Source organism: Xenophilus azovorans DSM 13620, from assembly GCF_000745855.1.
In the GTDB taxonomy this organism is placed as follows: Bacteria; Pseudomonadota; Gammaproteobacteria; order Burkholderiales; family Burkholderiaceae_C; genus Xenophilus; species Xenophilus azovorans.
Genome location: NZ_JQKD01000076.1, coordinates 1 through 15,744, shown reverse-complemented (window position 1 = coordinate 15,744; position 15,744 = coordinate 1). Strand labels below are relative to the sequence as shown.

The window sequence follows — 15,744 nt, the reverse complement described above, 5'->3', positions numbered from 1 at the left end:
GCTTGAGGGTGCGCCGCTGCTTGCGAGACCTGGATGCTTCGCTCTTGAGCCAGGCCGAGAGCTTCTCGGCATAGGGGTCAAGCTTGCTCGGACTCACACGCTTGGCATAGCGCGGCTCGGCCGCCTCCGCGCGCAGATACTTCTTGATGGTATTGCGAGACAGGCCCGTGCGCCGGGCTATCTCGCGGATGGACAGTTGCTCGCGCAAGGCCCAACGTCTGATGACACTCAGTGTCGCCACGTCAATCACTCCTATTGCTCCTGCCACCAAAAGCAGCAGGTTAGGGTTCTTACGTGGGTCAGATTTGGATGGAAATTACCGGGCCAAGTGGGTCAGTTCTGGATGGAAATCAACAGACATTACACCCAGAGAAAAAACTGGTGCCCCAGGGGAGAGTCGAACTCCCAGAATTCCGCTTCTAAGGCGGACACGTATGCCAGTTCCGTCACCGGGGCTTGAAAGGTCCATTTCGGTTGTGCCCTCACGCGATGAGCCGCGCGCCAGGCGCGCGGCTCCGCCGACATCGCTGCACAGGAGTGGTCCACGTTCCTGCACATCCCGCCAGACCGTCCACGCGGCTGATCTCTGGCGGTGGGGTGAAGACACACCCGAAATGGCGCGGGTGCCGGGCCGAGGCCCAGGGTCCGCGCGATGCGGGACGATGGGCCGGTCCAGTGGCCAGCCATGCCCCGCGGCAGGTTGTTAATGAACACCACCGCAGCAGGCGCTGCGGCGCCGCGCGGCACGATCACCGCACGGGCAGGCCAGGACGACGCATGGCGCTGCAGGGTTGGAGCGGCACGCCGCTCGGGTTGAAAACAAAAAGGCCCGGAACCTTGCGGTGTCCGGGCCTCTGCAGAAGAGAGCTTGGGAGGTGCGCGCGTCTACGCGCTCCCTCTACCCGGCAGCACCTGATCCTCGTACGCGCCAACCCACAAGGTCGCTTGCAGGGTGTGCGCAGGGCTCGGGTGCAGATGGCACATCGGCTGGTTGCTGAGGACGCCGCCAAACGCGACGCGCACGAGCGCCCGGCCCGATGCAGGTCGAATGCTGGTGAAGGTCAGTGCGCTTTTCACGATGGGTCCTGGGGATGCCAATGCGGTTGAAATGTGTGCGGCCGAGGCCGCGATGGAGGTTGCAATGTAAATAGTCTTTACTGTCGCGTCAACGGGGCCGACAATCTTTTTTTGCCTCGTTGTCGTTTTCGCACAGTGCTCCACCCCACCGTCACGCGCCGCCGCAATGCGCTGCTTCTCCACCGGCGCTTCCTGGAGGAGGCCATCGCCGCGGGCCTGCCGGCCAAGGGGCTGGACCAGGCCTTCGCGAAGAAGCTGGAGATCTCGCCCAGCATGTGGAGCCAGATCAAGAGCGCCAGGCCGATCGGCGACACACTGGCGCGGCAGATCGAGCGGCACTGCGGCGTCGACGCAGGCTGGCTCGACCGGGAAGATCTGGTCACGGACGCGCCCGATCCGGCGGAGGAGCGGTTCATCGCCGCCGCACGACAGGCCTGGCGGTCGGCCAATGCCAAGGGGAAGCGGGAGCTGAGCCGGCGGATCCGGGAGCCGTTCCTTCCGGGAAGCGCCTGAACACCCGTTGCTGCCAAGCGCCTTGTATGCGGGGCCGGAACCAGCAGTTTGCCGTCGTGGCAACGAGCCGGGCGGCATGGTTCGAATGTCGGCCTTCGATTGCCGATTGCCGGGAGGCGCTGAGCAGGCTCGCCGGGCGATCAGGGGCGCGGATCGCGCGAGCCCGTGCGACGCACTTTTCCCACAAGGATGCGAACGTGGATGCAACAGGTCAGAGAAGGTGGCGGCTCTCCGCGGAGGGTTCGACGATGCTAGGCTGGCGTCTCCTGCCTGCGCGCCTTCAGGTCCTGAAGCGCTGTCCGGAGCGCTTCGCTCACAGTGGGGTGGTAGTAGGGCATGGACAGCATCTGGTCAATGGTCATCCTTGCCTGTAGTGCCCAGGCCATGAGTTGCCCGAGGTGCTCGGCGTCCGGTCCCAGCATCTCCGCACCGAGAAACTGCCCCTTTGCATCGGCATAGACGCGCAGGGCGCCTTGGTTGCGGAGCATCACGCGGCTGCGCCCCTGGTTCTCGAACGAGGCCTGGCCGGCGTCCACGGCGCTCTCCCTTCGCGAGGCATGCTGCCATCCGCCGCCGACCGATGCCATCTGGGGCGATGTGAATGCGATGCTCAAGGGGGCGCGGCGCAGGCCCGCCTGGACCGACGGGAACGTCGCGGCATTGCGTCCTGCGATGCGGCCGTCGTCCACCGCTTCGTGCTGGATCGACGCGCCCCCCGTGGCGTCGCCCGCGACGAAGACGTGCGTCCCGGCGAGGCGCAGGGTGCTTCGATCGAGGGTCCGGCCGACGTCGAGGAGCGCGGTGTGCCAGGAGGCGTTCTCGGCGCCAGCCAGATGCAGGTTGGGTGTGCGGCCGGCGGCGACGAGGGCGCAGTCGAAATCCTCCGCCGCTTCGCTTCCGTGGGCGTCGAGGTAGTCCACGTGCACCTGCCCTGCATGCAGCGAGAACCGCGCAAGCGGGTCGTGTTCCAGGGGCAACCCGGCGCGCAAGGTCGCCAGTGCGATCGGAAGCAGTTCCGGATCGGTGAGCACGCCCAGCCGGCCTCCCCGCCCGAACAGCCTGACGCGCACGCCCAGCCGGTGGAGGGCCTGCCCCATCTCCAGGGCCACCACGCCGGTGCCCACGATGGCCGCGCTGGCCGGAAGGCCTGGCAGCTCGAACAGTTCGTCGGTCGTCAGGCACAGCCCGCGCACGGGCGCCAGTTCGGGCGGCATCACGGGCGACGACCCCGTGGCGATGACGATCCGCGCTGCCCGCACCCGCGTCCTCGTGGTGTCCGGTGCCCTGATGTCGATCGCGTGGTCGTCGACGATGTGCACCGTGCCCAGAAGCCTGTCGGCGGGCGGGTAGGCTTCCACGTCCCGCAGCACGAAGCCGACGAAGCGGTCGCGCTCACGGCGCACCCTTGCCAGCACGTCGTCCAGGCCGCCCCAACGGATCGGTGCGGGCGCCGGCAGCCCGAAGCCGGCACCCTCCTGCCGTGCATGGGCCGCCTCGGCCGCCGCGATGAGCAGCTTGCTGGGCATGCAGCCCACGCGCGCGCAGGTCGTGCCGAACGCCCGGTGCTCGATGAGCACGGTCCGCGCGCCCGCCTTGGTGGCTGCGCGGTACGCGGCCATGCCGGCCGAGCCGCCGCCCAGGACGGCGACGTCCGCTTCGATCTCCGCCACCATGTCAGCGCCCCCTCTGTCCCAGCAGCACGGCGCGTGCTTCCGGCGTCATGGTCGGACGCCCCTCGCGCCACTCGTTGGCGAGCCGGAAGCCGCGATTGACGGCCGGCCGATCGGTCAGCGCCTGGAGCCAGCGTGCCAGCGCCGGGAATGATGCGAGGTCGACACGGTGGTGGCGCCACAGGCGGGCCCACGTCCAGCAGGCGATGTCGGCGATCGAATAGTCGTCCGCGATGAACTCGCGGTTCTCCAGTCGCCGGTCCAGTACGCCATAGAGGCGGTGGATCTCGTCGTTGAACCGGCGGATCGCATAGGGCACCTTCTCGTCGGCGTACTCGTTGAAGTGATGGACCTGGCCTGCGGTGGGGCCGAAGCCCGACATCTGCCACATCAGCCACTGGATCACCATCGAGCGCTGACGCGGCGCGGCCGGCAGCAGCCGGCCGTGCTTGTCGGCCAGGTAGATCATGATCGCGCCCGACTCGAACACCGCCAGGGGGCCTTGTCCGTCAAGCGGCGCGTGGTCCACCAGCGCCGGGATGCGGTTGTTGGGACTGACGCGCAGGAACCCGGCATCGAACTGCTCGCCCTTTCGGATGTCGACCTTCATGAGACGGTAGGGCACGCCCAGTTCCTCGAGCAGGATCGATATCTTCCAGCCGTTGGGTGTGGGCCAGTAGTACAGCTCCAGCGGTGCTGCCGGATCGACCCCGCAGCGGCTCTCGGGCGCGGTCATGCCGACAGCACCCGCAGGCATCCGCTTTCCTCCAGCAGCGGCGCGATGCGGCGCTTCGACGCAGCGTCCAGCGCGCGCCACTGGTCCCGCAGCCAGTGGAGGCACTTGGCCTGGTAGCGGAACGTGCCCTGCCGGTAGGGCAGGCCCAGAAGCTCCAGCTCGACCATCTTCTCGCCCTTGCCGCAGGCGGCGGCGTTGGCCTCCAGGAACGGCAGGTAGAAGTCGCCGACGACGCCGAGCAGGTCGGTCACGGACTGCGGGAGGGCGGACGGCTCGCCGATCCAGTCGCCTTCGACGCCGGACGCCTCGTCGAGCACGTAGATCCAGTCCAGCGTACCCGGAGAGCGCTGCCGCATGATCTCCCCCGGCGTGGGGTCGTTGCGGCAGGTGAAGAGCGCGCCGAACAGCCCGAAGTCGCCCAGGGACGGGCGGCCGCCGAAGAGGAAGGCCTGGCGCTCCCGCAATCCGCTGAGCGCGTCGAGCACGCGCGCATAGCTCGCCTCGATGGCCGGCGCGTTCAGCGGCGTGGCACCCACCAGCGGCATGCGCGAGACCTGCCGGTCGCGGAACTGCTCGGCCGCGTGGCAGATGGTGGCCTGCGGCACACCGCCACCCAGTAGTTCCGCCATCACCGCGCGGTTGGTGAGGTTGCGGTCGTGCTCGTTGCCCCAGCGGTACTGGAAGGCGATCTTGACCCCCCACTCGTCGCCGAAGTCGTCGATCAGGTTGGACAGGAAGGCGAGCCCCGGATCCGGCGGGACCACCGAGCGGCTTCCCGGCACGTGCTGCTCGAGGTCGAGCGCGATGAAGGTGGAGTCGGTGTGGTAGCTCTGGTCCTGCGGGTACCGGACGATGGGGATGATGCGCGGCTGCACGTTCGACAGCTCGGGGCGAACCAGTTGAAAGTCGGGCGCCCAGTCGAAGCTCGCAGGCACCCAGTCGAAGGGGATCCGGCGGTAGCGGAACAAGGCCCGGAGTTTGGCCGCGTAGGGCGAGGCGAGAACACCGTACAGGCGGTATCGGTCTGACATGAGGGTCTCCAGCGAAGCTCGGTTGATGAGGCTTCGATGCTAGAAACCGAGTCGATCGCGCGCTCCTTCTTGCGCGTCATTCGATAGCGCGAAGCAGACGCGCCGCGCGGCTCAGTTGAAGTACTGGCCGGGCGTCTGGCCGACGGTGCGCCGGAACATGTCGATGAAGGCGCTGGCGCTCTCGTAGCCGACATCGAGCGCGGTGCTGGTCACCGAGTCGCCCGTGCCCAGGCGGACCATGGCGGCCATGAGGCGCGCCTGCCGCCGCCAGTGGGCGAAAGACACGCCCGTCTCCTTGAGGAACAGGCGTGTCAGCGTGCGTCCACTGGCGCAGGCGATGTCGGCCCAGTCTTCCAGCGTGCGCGGATCGGCGGGGTTCTCGCGCAGTGCGATGCAGATGCGGCGGATGCGTGGGTCGCGCGGCAGGGGCAGCAGCAGCGGCGCGGCCTCGCACACGTCCAGCTCGTCGAACAGCAGCTCGACCGCCCGGCGGTGGTGGTCGGGCGAGCGGAACGTCGATGCGTCCTCCACCACGCGCAGCACCAGTTCGCGCATGAGCGGCTTGACCCGCACGAAGGTGCACGTCGCGGGCAGCGGCACCGTGATGTCGGGCTGGATCAGCAGGTTGCGCAGGCTGATGTTGGTGGCCGGATGGAAGGTGTGGGGCACATCGTGCGGCACCCACACCGCACGCTGCGGCGGCACCACCCAGGAGCCGCCGCAGGTGTCGATCACCATCACGCCCGAGCTGGAGAACATGAGCTGTCCGCGCCGATGCTGGTGCTGCTCGATGCGTGCGCCCGCCGGTATTTCCATCGACAGCCCGACCAGCGGCGCCGGCGCCATGCCCAGCTCGAGCTCGTCGATGGCGTGCGCGGAAAGTTCGAAGTGGTCCACCATGGCGTCTCCGTCGTGCACCGAAGTCGAGTGCATGATAGTCAGTGCGGACCGATCGCGCGATGCCGGCAGGCCGGTTCAGGGGCGCCGGCGAAGCAGGCGGCCGACAAGGCCGCTGATGCCCTGGGGCATCGTGAAGACCACGACGATCAGCAGCATGCCGTAGATGGCCCAGGTCGCGGACTTCGAGACCTGGTCGACGATGTTCGGCACGAACTGGATGAAGGCGGCGCCGTAGAGCGCGCCCGATACGCGTCCCAGCCCGCCGACCACCACGCCGATGACCAGCGTGATGGACAGGAAGAAGTTGAAGGTGTCGGGCGAGACGAACTGCACCACGGCCGCGCTCAGCGCCCCGGCGGCGCCCGTGTAGAGCGCACTGATGCCGAAGGTGAGCGTCTTGACGCCCGCCACGTCCACGCCCATCGCCGTCGCGGCCACCGAGTGCTCCCGGATGGCCACCAGCGCCCGGCCCAGGCGTCCGTCCAGAAAGTTCCGGGCGGCCGCGAACGCGATCGCCGTCACCGCCAGGACCATCAGGTACAGCCATTGGTCCTGCGAGAGCGGGATCCATGCCGGCGCCTCGGGCTTGGCCAGCAGGATGCCCTGCACTCCGCCGGTCCAGTGCTCCAGGGCCTTCCACTTCAGCAACTGGGGTACCGCGACGGCCAGGGCGAAGGTGGCCAGGGCAAGGTAGTGGCCCTCGAGCCGGAGGGCAGGCAGCCCGAACGCGAACCCGATCACGAAGCACAGCGCGGCCGCGGCCGGCACGCCGGCCCACAGTGGCGCGCCGAAGCCGTCCGCCAGGATGGCGGCGGTGTAGGCGCCGACGGCGAAGAACGCGCCGTGGCCCAGGGAGATCTGCCCCGAATAGCCCACCAGGATGTTCAGGCCCAGCAGCGCGATGGCGTAGGTCATCGCCAGCGTGACCTGGAACAGGTAGAAGCCCTGGACCACGAAAGGCAGCGCCAGCGCAGCGGCCACGGCCAGGCCTGCCAGCGCCTGCCGCCATGCGAAGCGCGGGGCGGCGGGGCGGGCGGGCAGCGAGTCGGTCATGCCGTCCATGGCTTCAGACCCTCGACACCGTGGTGCGGCCGAAAAGTCCCGACGGCTTGAACAGCAGCACGCCGATGATGAGCGCCAGGGCGACCGACAGCTTCAGTTCCGTGCCGATCACGTAGGCGCCCAGCACGTTCTCGAGCACGCCCACCAGGATCCCGCCCACCATCGCGCCCCAGGGGTTGTCGAGGCCGCCGAGCAGGGCGGCGGCGAAGCCGTAGATCAGCACGCCCGACATCATTCCGGGGTCGAGATAGACCACCGGCGCCACCAGGATTCCCGCGATCGACCCGATGGCGGCGGCCATCCCCCAGCCCACCGCGAACATCCACTCCACGCGGATGCCGACCAGCCGGGCGGAGGTGGGGTTGTGGGCCGTCGCGCGCATCGCGAGCCCCAGCCGGGTGAAGTTGAAGAAGGCGTACAGCAGGGCAACCAGGGCCAGGGTGACGGCGATGGAGCCCAGTTCGTGGCGCGAGAACAGCGTGCTGCCGAATGCGCGCCCCGGCCCGAAGGGGCTCGGGAAGGCGCGCGCCGTGTATCCGAACAGCCATCCCGCCAGGCTGTTGAAGATCACGAGCAGCGCGATGAACAGCAGCACCGTGGTCAACGCGGGAGCGAAGCGCGCCCGGTGGATGACCAGGCGCTGGACGAGCAGGCCGAGCACGAAGGCGATCGCCATCGTGAGCGCCACGGCCATCCAGGCGGGCACCCGGGCCTGGATCAGCATCCAGGCGACGTAGGTGGAGAACATCGCCATCTCGCCCTGCGCGAAGTTGAGGTGGTGGGTGGACTGGTAGACGATCACCGCCGCCAGCCCCAGGGCGCCGTACACGCCGCCCATGGCGATGCCGGCCACGATCTGGTGAAGAAGTGCATCCATCTGTGCTCCTTTGGGATAGGTTCGCAGCGTGGCCGTGCTCATTGCCCGAGGTAGGCTTCGCGCACGAGGGCGTTGCAGCGCATCTCGGACGGCGGCCCGCCGGCGACGATGCGCCCGGTCTCCAGCAGGTACACGTGGGTCGCGATGTCGAAGGCCAGGTGGGCGTTCTGTTCGACCAGCAGGATGCTCAAGCCTTCGTTCGCCCGGATGGTCTGCAGGTTGCGGTAGACCTCCTGCACGACCAGCGGGGCCAGGCCGAAGGAGGGCTCGTCGAGCATCAGCAGCTTCGGCCTGGACATGAGCGCGCGGGCGATGGCCAGCATCTGCTGCTCGCCGCCGGACAGCGTGCCGGCCTGCTGCCCGCGGCGCTGCTTCAGCCGCGGGAAGTAGTTGTACATGCGCTCGATGTCCGCCGCGCGCGTGCGCGCGCTGCGCTGCAGGTGGCCGCCGAGCAGCAGGTTCTCCTCGACGGTCAGCGGCGCGAAGGTGCCCCGGTCCGCCGGGACATGTGCGACGCCGGCGCGGGCGATCGCCTCGGTGGCGAGGCGACTGGCATCCACGGCGCACAGCTCGATGCGGCCCTGCCGCCGCACCATGCCCGACAGGGCGCGCAGTGTCGTCGTCTTGCCCGCCCCGTTGGCGCCGAGCAGCGCGGTGACGCCGCCCGCGGCCACGTCGAACTCGACGTCGAAAAGGGCCTGCGTGCGTCCATAGAAGGCACGCAGCGCCCGCACGGAGGCGATGACGGTCGCGTCGCTCATGATGCCGGCGCCCCCAGGTAGGCCTCGATCACCGCGGGGTCGCGCTGGACCTGCGCGGGGCTCCCTTCGGCGAGCTTGCGGCCGAAGTTCAGCACCACCACGTGGTCGGAAACCGCCATCAGGAAGCGCATGTGGTGCTCCACCACCAGCACCGTCGTCCCCAGCGTCTCCCGGATGCGCCTGACCAGCGCGGCCAGCGCATCGAGTTCGCCGGCATTGAGCCCCGCCGCCGGTTCGTCCAGCAGCAGGAGCGCGGGTTCGGCCGCCAGTGCCCGGGCGAGTTCGACGCGCTTTTGCAGGCCGAAGGGCAGTGCGTCGGCGCGCGACCCGGCGACCCCTTCCAGCCCGACGAAGCGCAGCAGGTCCATGGCCTTGCGCTCGACCGCGGCCTCCTCCTGCCGCATCGCGCCGGTGCGCAACAGGCTGGCCCAGAGACCGGCCTGCGTGCGGCAATGGCTGCCGACGCGCACGTTGTCGAGCACGCTCATGGCGCCGAACAGCGCGAGGTTCTGGAAGGTGCGGCCGATCCCCAGGCCGGCGATGCGATGACGCGCGAGCGTGCCGATCGGCTGGCCGCGCCAGAGGATTTCTCCCGAGCTGGGCGCGTACAGGCGGCTGATGCAGTTGAACAGCGAACTCTTGCCGGCGCCGTTGGGCCCGATCAATCCGCAGATCGCGTGCTCCTCCACGTCGAAGGACACGCTGTCGAGCGCATGGACACCGCCGAAGCGCAGCGTCAGATCGCGCACGCAGAGCAATGCACTGCCCATCGCATCGTCCTTGCGGATCAGCTGACCTGCCGGGCCTGCCCCGCCCAGTACTTGGCGCGCAGGACCTTCTTGTCGGGCTTGCCGAGCGAGGTCAGCGGCAGCGCATCGAGGAAGTCGATGGACTTGGGCGTTGCCACCGCCCCCTTGTGCTCGCGCACCCAGCCCATGATCTCGGCGGCGGTCAGCACGGCCCCGTCGCGCACCACCACCACTGCCTTGACGGCCTCGCCCCACTTCTCGTCGGGCACGCCGATCACCGCCGCGGCGTCGACCGCCGGATGCGCGGTGATCACGTCCTCGACCTCGCGCGGATAGACGTTGAAGCCACCGGTGACGATCATCTCCTTGCGGCGATCGACGATGTGCAGGAAGCCTTCCTCGTCCTCTCGCGCCAGGTCGCCGGTGTGCAGCCAGCCGCCGCGCAGGGCCTCGGCCGTTTCCTCCGGCTTGTTCCAGTAGCCCTGCATCAGCGACGGGCCGCGCAGGCAGATCTCGCCGATCTCGCCGCGCCTGACCGGTTGGTTGGCCGTGTCGAGCAGTGCCACGCCGATGCCGGGGATCGGCCGCCCGCATGACGCATGCCGCCCATCGGCGCCGTCCTGGTGCTCGTCTTTGCGCAGCACCGTGGCGCAGTTCGGTGCTTCGGACTGCGAGTAGATCTGCATGAACACCGGGCCGAACAGGGCGATCGCCTCCTTCAGCCGGGCGGGCGAGATGGGGGCACCGCCGTAGATCACCGTCTCGAGCGACGAGGTGTCGGCCGGGCAGCCGCGCTGCGCGTCGGTCAGGAGATAGATCATGGTGGGCACGAGGAAGGTGCTGTTGATCCGCGATCGCTCGATCTCCTTCAGGAAGCGCGGCGCGTCGAAACCGGCGTGCAGGTGGATGGTCCCGCCGCGCGCCAGGATCGGCACCAGCATGCAGCCGGTCGCGTGCGTGATCGGCGTGCTGCAGAGGAAGCGGATCTCGGCCGGCCACTCCCAGCCCGACAGCGTGAGCAGGACGTTCATGACCATCGAGCGGTTGGTCAGCGTCACGCCCTTCGATCGCCCGCTGGTGCCGCCCGTGTAGAGCAGCGCGACGACGTCCTCGGGGTGCGGCTTGGCCTTGAGCCGTTCCAGCGCGCCGGTTGTCGGCAGCGCGAAGACGTCCGATCCGAACGCCGAGGGCCCGTGGGACCACAGGTGCTGCAGCCCCGGTGCGCGCTGTGCGATCTCCCTGCCGTGGTCCGCGAACTGCCGCGGCTCGACCACCAGCGCGGAGACTTCCGCGTCCTGCACGATGTAGGCGTGGTCGTCGATCGACCCCATGGGATGCAGCGGCGTGTAGCGCAGTCCCAGGCCGAAGGCGGCGAGCTGGACGATGACCGCCTCGATGCGGTTGCTCGACAGCTGCGCGATGCCGTCCGAGCGCGCCAGGCCGGCGCTGAGCAGGCGGTCCTGCATGTCGCGCACGGCGGCGCGCAGCTCGCCGTAGCTCAGGCAGCGGCCGTCCTGGACGAGCGCCGGCCGCTCGGGGTGTTGGCGCAGCGACAGCTCGACGATGTCGGAATAGCTGACGCTGTCGTGAAGATGGCGATCGATCATGGGTCTCCTCTGGGTCTGCGGACGGCGGCGTCACCTCGCGCCGCTGCCATGCCCGCCACGATACGGAGGCCACCGCGCGGCGCTATCGCTGCCGCGCCGTTCGATCCCGCGCAACGGACAAGTCCGGGCCGTCGGGTTGCGGTGCCGCAGGGTTGGCTTTTTCGCGATACCGGTTGGCTCGAACGCCGTCTGGCGCCGCTGACAGGCTGCCTAGACTGGCCGCGGCCCGGATACCGACGTGCCACGTGCGACGGCTGCCGGAGCCGCTCGACGGAGACAAGGAGACACGACATGGCGACCCCGTATGCGCCCTCCAGGCGCACCCTGCTCGCTGCCGGCGCCGCCGGCGCAGCGACGCTCGCATTGCCCGCGCGCAGTGGCCCGACCGCGGAGATCGTGGTCGGCCAGACCATGCCCTACAGCGGGCCGGCCTCCTCGTACAGCGTGATCGGGCGCGCGGAGGCGGCCTACTTCCACAAGGTCAACGACGACGGCGGCGTCGGCGGGCGCAAGCTCAGGCTCCTGTCGCTCGACGACGCCTACAGCCCCCCGAAGACGGTCGAGCAGACCCGCCGGCTGGTGGAGCGCGAGCAGGTCGCCGCGATCTTCGGCACCTTCGGCACGCCCACCAACGCGGTGATCCGCAAGTACCTGAACGCGCAGAAGGTGCCCCACCTCTTCCCGACGGGCGGGGCCGACCAGTGGAACGATCCGAAAGGCTCGCCGTGGACCTTCGGATGGCAGCCCAACTACAACACCGAAATGCGGATCTATGCCGAGTTCGTGCTGGCCGAGCGCCCGCAGGGAAGGATCGGCATCCTCTACCAGAACGACGACGTCGGCAAAGACAACCTGCGTGGCCTTCGAGAAGGACTCGGCGCGGCGGCCGGCAAGATGATCGTCAAGGAAGTCAGCTACGAGACCACCGACGCCACCGTCGACTCGCAGGTCATCAGCCTGCGCGAGGCCGGCGTCGACGTCTTCTTCAATGCCGCGGCCGGCAAGTTCGCGGCGCAGGCCATCCGCAAGGCGGCGGACCTGCGCTGGAAGCCGCTCCAGATCCTGAGCAACTATTCCAGCTCGGTGGCCGCGGTGCTCACGCCCGGCGGCCTGGACAACGCGAAGGACATCGTCTCGACACAGTTCCAGAAGGACCCCAACGACCCGCGCTGGCACAAGGATCCCGGCTATCTCGCCTGGCTCGAATGGATGAACCGGTACCTTCCCGACGGCGACAAAACCGACATCTTCAATGTCTACGGCTACCTCTCGGCCCAGACCCTGGTCGAGGTGCTCAAGCGCTGCGGCAGCGACTTCAGCCGCGAGGCGATCCGGCAGGCCGCCGAGACGCTGCGGGGCATCGAACTGCCGATGCTGATGCCGGGGATCACCCTCAACACCAGCCCCACGCAGCACCTCCCGATCCGGCAGCTCTACCTGATCCGCTTCGACGGCAGGTCGTGGCAGTCCTTCGGCTCCGTCAAGGGAGGGAGTGCTTGAGCGGGGAGGCCTGCCTCCCCGGTCCCTTGTCCGGCGTACGGGTGCTGGAACTGGAGGCCAGCGGGCCGGTGCCGTTCTGCGCCATGTTCCTGGCGGACATGGGCGCGCGGGTGTTGCGGATCGAACGCCCCGCGGGGTGGGACGCGGCGCCGAATGCGCTCGGGCTGTCGCCGCGTGACGACGTCCTCCTGCGCAACCGCCGTCGCCTGGCACTCGATCTCAAGACGGAAGGCGGGCGGCGCATCGCGCGGCGGCTCGCGCAGCGCTCGGACGTGCTCCTGGAAGGGTTCCGGCCGGGAACCGCGGAACGCCTGGGCATCGGTCCGGGCGATCTCCTGCCGCTGAACCCGCGGCTGATCTACGCGCGGGTCACCGGCTGGGGCCAGGACGGCCCGATGGCCACTCGCGCCGGCCACGACATCAACTTCCTGGCGGCCACGGGCGCCCTGGCGGCGCTGGGCAGGCCGGGCGAGCCGCCCGCTCCGCCGCTGAACATGGTGGCGGATTTCGGCGGCGGCGGCATGCTGGCCGCCTTCGGCGTGGCCGCGGCCTTGTACGAGACGCGAGCATCGGGCAGGGGGCAGGTGCTGGACGTCGCCATGGTCGACGGCGTGACGTCGCTGCTGTCCAGCCTGATGAGTTTCCGCGCCGCCGGAGCGTGGGAAAGGGAGCGAGGCACGAACCTGTTGGACGGAGGCGCGCCCTGGTACGACTGTTATGCGACCGCCGATGGACGCTACCTGGCGCTGGGCTGCGTCGAGCCCAGGTTCTTCGCGGGCATGCTCGACTTCCTCGGGCTGGATGAGGCGTTCGCCCACAGCCAGTTCGATCGTGCGGCGTGGCCTCGCCTGCGCGACGCGATCGCAAGGCGCGTGGCCGAGCACGACCAGGCGGCCTGGGCCGGACGGCTTGCGGAGGTCGACCTGTGCATCACGCCCGTGCTCGACCTTGCCGAGGCCGTGGAACATCCCGGGCTGCGGGCTCGGGGAACGCATGCCGTCGTGGGAGGGCGGCTGCAGCCGGGCCCTGCACCGCGGTTCTCCCGCACGCCGGGATGCATCCGAAGCGGAGCGGGTGTCGACGACGAGGAGGGCATGGATGATGTGCTTGCATGGTGGGGCGTCCCGCTCCAGGATTGAATACGCAAGGGAAGCGTTCAAGCAGTCGCCGGTGGCACTGGCCCTTCTGGCGCTCTGTCCCCCGCCACTGGCGGCACAAGGGCAGCACGGCCCGGCGGCGCCGCAGGATCTTCAGCCGGCATTGCCCGCCGTCACTGTCAGCACCCCGCGCGGCGAGGTCGTGCCCTTCGAGGCGGCCGGCTCGGTGGACCGGGTGGAGGGCGCGGACATCCGCGAGGGCCGCCTGCAGGCGCAGCTGAGCGAAGGCCTGGCGGGCGTGCCCGGCCTGCAGCTGCAGAACCGCTACAACTTCGCGCAGGACCTGCAGCTGTCCATCCGCGGCTTCGGCGCGCGCTCCACTTTCGGCGTGCGCGGCGTGCGCCTGTACGTGGACGGCATCCCCGCCACGCTGCCCGACGGGCAGGGCCAGACCTCCAACATCGACATCGCCTCGCTGGACCGCGTGGAGATCCTGCGCGGGCCCTTCTCTGCCCTGTACGGCAACTCCTCCGGCGGCGTGGTGCAGGCCTTCACCGCCCGCGGCGAGGGCCCGCCGCGGCTGGCCTATTCAGCCGCCGGCGGCAGCTTCGGCACCTGGCGCCAGGGCCTGCAGGCCAGCGGCTCGCAGGGCCGGGTCGACTACCTCTTCAGCGCCAGCCGCTTCCACACCGACGGCTGGCGCGAGCACAGCGCCGCCACGCGCGACCTGCTCAACGGCCGGCTGGGCATCGCCCTGGACAACGGCGACCGCCTGACGCTGGTGTTCAACCGCGTGCGCATCGACGCGCAGGACCCGCTGGGGCTGACGGCCCAGCAGTTCGCCACCGCCCCGCGCGCCGCGCCGCTGGCCACGCAGTACGACACCCGCAAGAGCGTGCTGCAGAGCCAGGCCGGCCTCTTGTGGGAGCACCGCCTCGACCAGCGCCAGCAGCTACGCGTGATGCTCTACGGCGGCCAGCGCGACACCGTGCAGTTCCAGTCCATCCCGCCCTCGGCGCAGCAGAACCCGCTGCACGCCGGCGGCGTGATCGACCTGCACCGCAACTACAGCGGGCTGGACGTGCGTTGGCAGGGCGGCTTCGATCTGGCCGGGCGCCCCTTCGAACTGGTCGCGGGCCTGGGCTACGACAGCCTGAGCGAGCGGCGCAGCGGCTACGAGAACTACCTCGGCCCGGCGGCCGCGCCGCTGCTGGGCGTGCGCGGACGGCTGCGGCGGCTGGAGCACAACAGCGTGTCCAACCTCGACCCCTACGCGCAGGCCACCTGGCGCCTGGCCGAACAGTGGACGCTGGAGGCCGGCGTGCGCCGCAGCCGGGTGCGCTTCGACTCGCGCGACCTGTACGTGATCGGCCGCAACGGCGACGACAGCGGCCGGGCGCGCTACGCCCGCACCTTGCCGGTGGCCTCGCTGCGCTGGCAGCCCACGCGCGACCTGGCGCTGTACCTGTCGGCAGGGCGCGGCTTCGAGACGCCGACGCTCAACGAACTCTCGTACCGGCCCGACGGCACGGGCGGCCTGAACTTCGCGCTGCGTCCCTCGGTGAACGACAGCGTGGAACTGGGCGCCAAGGCGCGTATCGCGGGCGGGCTGCTGACGGCGGCGCTGTTCCACACCCGCACGAAGGACGAGATCGTGACGGCCACCAACACGGGTGGGCGCTCCACCTTCCAGAACGCGGGCCACACGCGGCGCCGGGGCTTCGAACTGGGCTGGCAGCACGAGACGGCGAACCACTGGCGCACGCAGGTGGCGCTGACCTGGCTGGATGCGCGCTACCGGGATGCCTTCTGCTCGCCCTCGCCCTGCGGCAGCGGCAATCTCGTGGCGGCGGGCAACCGCATACCCGGTATCGCGCGGCAGTCCTTCTATGCCAGCGTCGGCTGGGTGCCGCCGCAGGGCTGGCGCGCGGGGGCGGAGCTGCGCGCGCTGGGCCGCGTGCAGGCCAACGACCGCAACACCGCCAGCGCGCCGGGCTATGCGGTGGCCTCGCTGTACGCGGGCTACGTGCAGCAGTGGGAGCGGTGGGAGTTCAACGCCTTCGCGCGCGTGGACAACCTGGCCGGGCGGCGCTACGCCGGCTCGGTCATCGTCAACGAGGGCAACGCGCGCTATTTCGAGCCGGCGCCCGGGCGCAGCTGGACG

14 protein-coding genes and 1 tRNA gene are annotated in these 15,744 nt (G+C 69.7%); 4 read left to right on the top strand and 11 right to left on the bottom strand.

The window, feature by feature from the left end; translation table 11 throughout:
- Together Q392_RS32295 and Q392_RS24605 are read right to left on the bottom strand one after the other, a co-directional pair.
- Nucleotides 1-250: helix-turn-helix domain-containing protein (locus Q392_RS32295; RefSeq protein WP_157008083.1), on the bottom strand; the 250-nt coding region annotated here is incomplete at its 3' end.
- 129 nt (nucleotides 251-379) lie between these two features.
- Nucleotides 380-456 (bottom strand) — tRNA-Leu (locus Q392_RS24605).
- 756 nt (nucleotides 457-1,212) lie between these two features.
- Here Q392_RS24605 and Q392_RS24600 point away from each other — a divergent pair.
- Nucleotides 1,213-1,590: a hypothetical protein gene (locus Q392_RS24600; RefSeq protein WP_038214144.1), complete on the top strand. Its 378-nt coding sequence runs from the start codon at nucleotides 1,213-1,215 to the stop codon at nucleotides 1,588-1,590.
- 251 nt (nucleotides 1,591-1,841) lie between these two features.
- Here the strand turns inward: Q392_RS24600 and Q392_RS24595 are convergent, their stop codons facing one another.
- From Q392_RS24595 to Q392_RS24555, 9 genes are all read right to left on the bottom strand, one after another.
- On the bottom strand, nucleotides 1,842-3,263 hold the full coding sequence (locus tag Q392_RS24595; protein WP_038214142.1) for a dihydrolipoyl dehydrogenase: 1,422 nt from the start codon (nucleotides 3,261-3,263) through the stop codon (nucleotides 1,842-1,844).
- A 1-nt stretch (nucleotide 3,264) separates the two neighbouring features.
- Complete coding sequence (locus tag Q392_RS24590) at nucleotides 3,265-3,996, bottom strand: glutathione S-transferase N-terminal domain-containing protein (RefSeq protein ID WP_051953929.1); 732 nt, start codon at nucleotides 3,994-3,996, stop codon at nucleotides 3,265-3,267.
- The gene (locus tag Q392_RS24585) at nucleotides 3,993-5,027 is read right to left on the bottom strand and encodes a glutathione S-transferase family protein (protein ID WP_038214141.1); all 1,035 of its coding nucleotides are present in this window, start codon (nucleotides 5,025-5,027) and stop codon (nucleotides 3,993-3,995) included. Before Q392_RS24585 ends, Q392_RS24590 begins: the two co-directional genes overlap by 4 nt.
- A 111-nt stretch (nucleotides 5,028-5,138) precedes the next feature.
- Nucleotides 5,139-5,960, bottom strand: a complete 822-nt coding sequence (locus Q392_RS24580) for an AraC family transcriptional regulator (RefSeq protein ID WP_051953928.1) — start codon at nucleotides 5,958-5,960, stop codon at nucleotides 5,139-5,141.
- 42 nt (nucleotides 5,961-6,002) lie between these two features.
- Nucleotides 6,003-6,989, bottom strand: a complete 987-nt coding sequence (locus tag Q392_RS24575) for a branched-chain amino acid ABC transporter permease (RefSeq protein ID WP_038214135.1) — start codon at nucleotides 6,987-6,989, stop codon at nucleotides 6,003-6,005.
- Between the two features lie 4 nt (nucleotides 6,990-6,993).
- Entirely contained in the window at nucleotides 6,994-7,866 is an 873-nt protein-coding gene (locus Q392_RS24570) for a branched-chain amino acid ABC transporter permease (protein ID WP_038214124.1), read from the bottom strand.
- 38 nt (nucleotides 7,867-7,904) lie between these two features.
- Complete coding sequence (locus Q392_RS24565; protein ID WP_038214121.1) at nucleotides 7,905-8,627, bottom strand: ABC transporter ATP-binding protein; 723 nt, start codon at nucleotides 8,625-8,627, stop codon at nucleotides 7,905-7,907.
- Entirely contained in the window at nucleotides 8,624-9,397 is a 774-nt protein-coding gene (locus Q392_RS24560) for an ABC transporter ATP-binding protein (protein ID WP_038214117.1), read from the bottom strand. Before Q392_RS24560 ends, Q392_RS24565 begins: the two co-directional genes overlap by 4 nt.
- Before the next feature lie 17 nt (nucleotides 9,398-9,414).
- Nucleotides 9,415-10,983: an AMP-binding protein gene (locus tag Q392_RS24555; protein ID WP_051953927.1), complete on the bottom strand. Its 1,569-nt coding sequence runs from the start codon at nucleotides 10,981-10,983 to the stop codon at nucleotides 9,415-9,417.
- Between the two features lie 291 nt (nucleotides 10,984-11,274).
- Here Q392_RS24555 and Q392_RS24550 point away from each other — a divergent pair, with 291 nt between their 5' ends.
- From Q392_RS24550 to Q392_RS24540, 3 genes are all read left to right on the top strand, one after another.
- A complete protein-coding gene (locus tag Q392_RS24550; protein WP_038214115.1) occupies nucleotides 11,275-12,483 on the top strand; it encodes an ABC transporter substrate-binding protein in 1,209 nt (402 codons plus the stop codon).
- Nucleotides 12,444-13,622 carry a CaiB/BaiF CoA transferase family protein gene (locus Q392_RS24545; RefSeq protein ID WP_281173452.1) on the top strand — a complete coding sequence of 393 codons (1,179 nt, stop codon included), beginning with the start codon at nucleotides 12,444-12,446 and terminating at the stop codon, nucleotides 13,620-13,622. The genes Q392_RS24550 and Q392_RS24545 overlap by 40 nt, the downstream gene beginning before the upstream one ends.
- Nucleotides 13,585-15,744: TonB-dependent receptor family protein (locus Q392_RS24540; RefSeq protein ID WP_084217381.1), on the top strand; the 2,160-nt coding region annotated here is incomplete at its 3' end. The genes Q392_RS24545 and Q392_RS24540, both read left to right, overlap by 38 nt.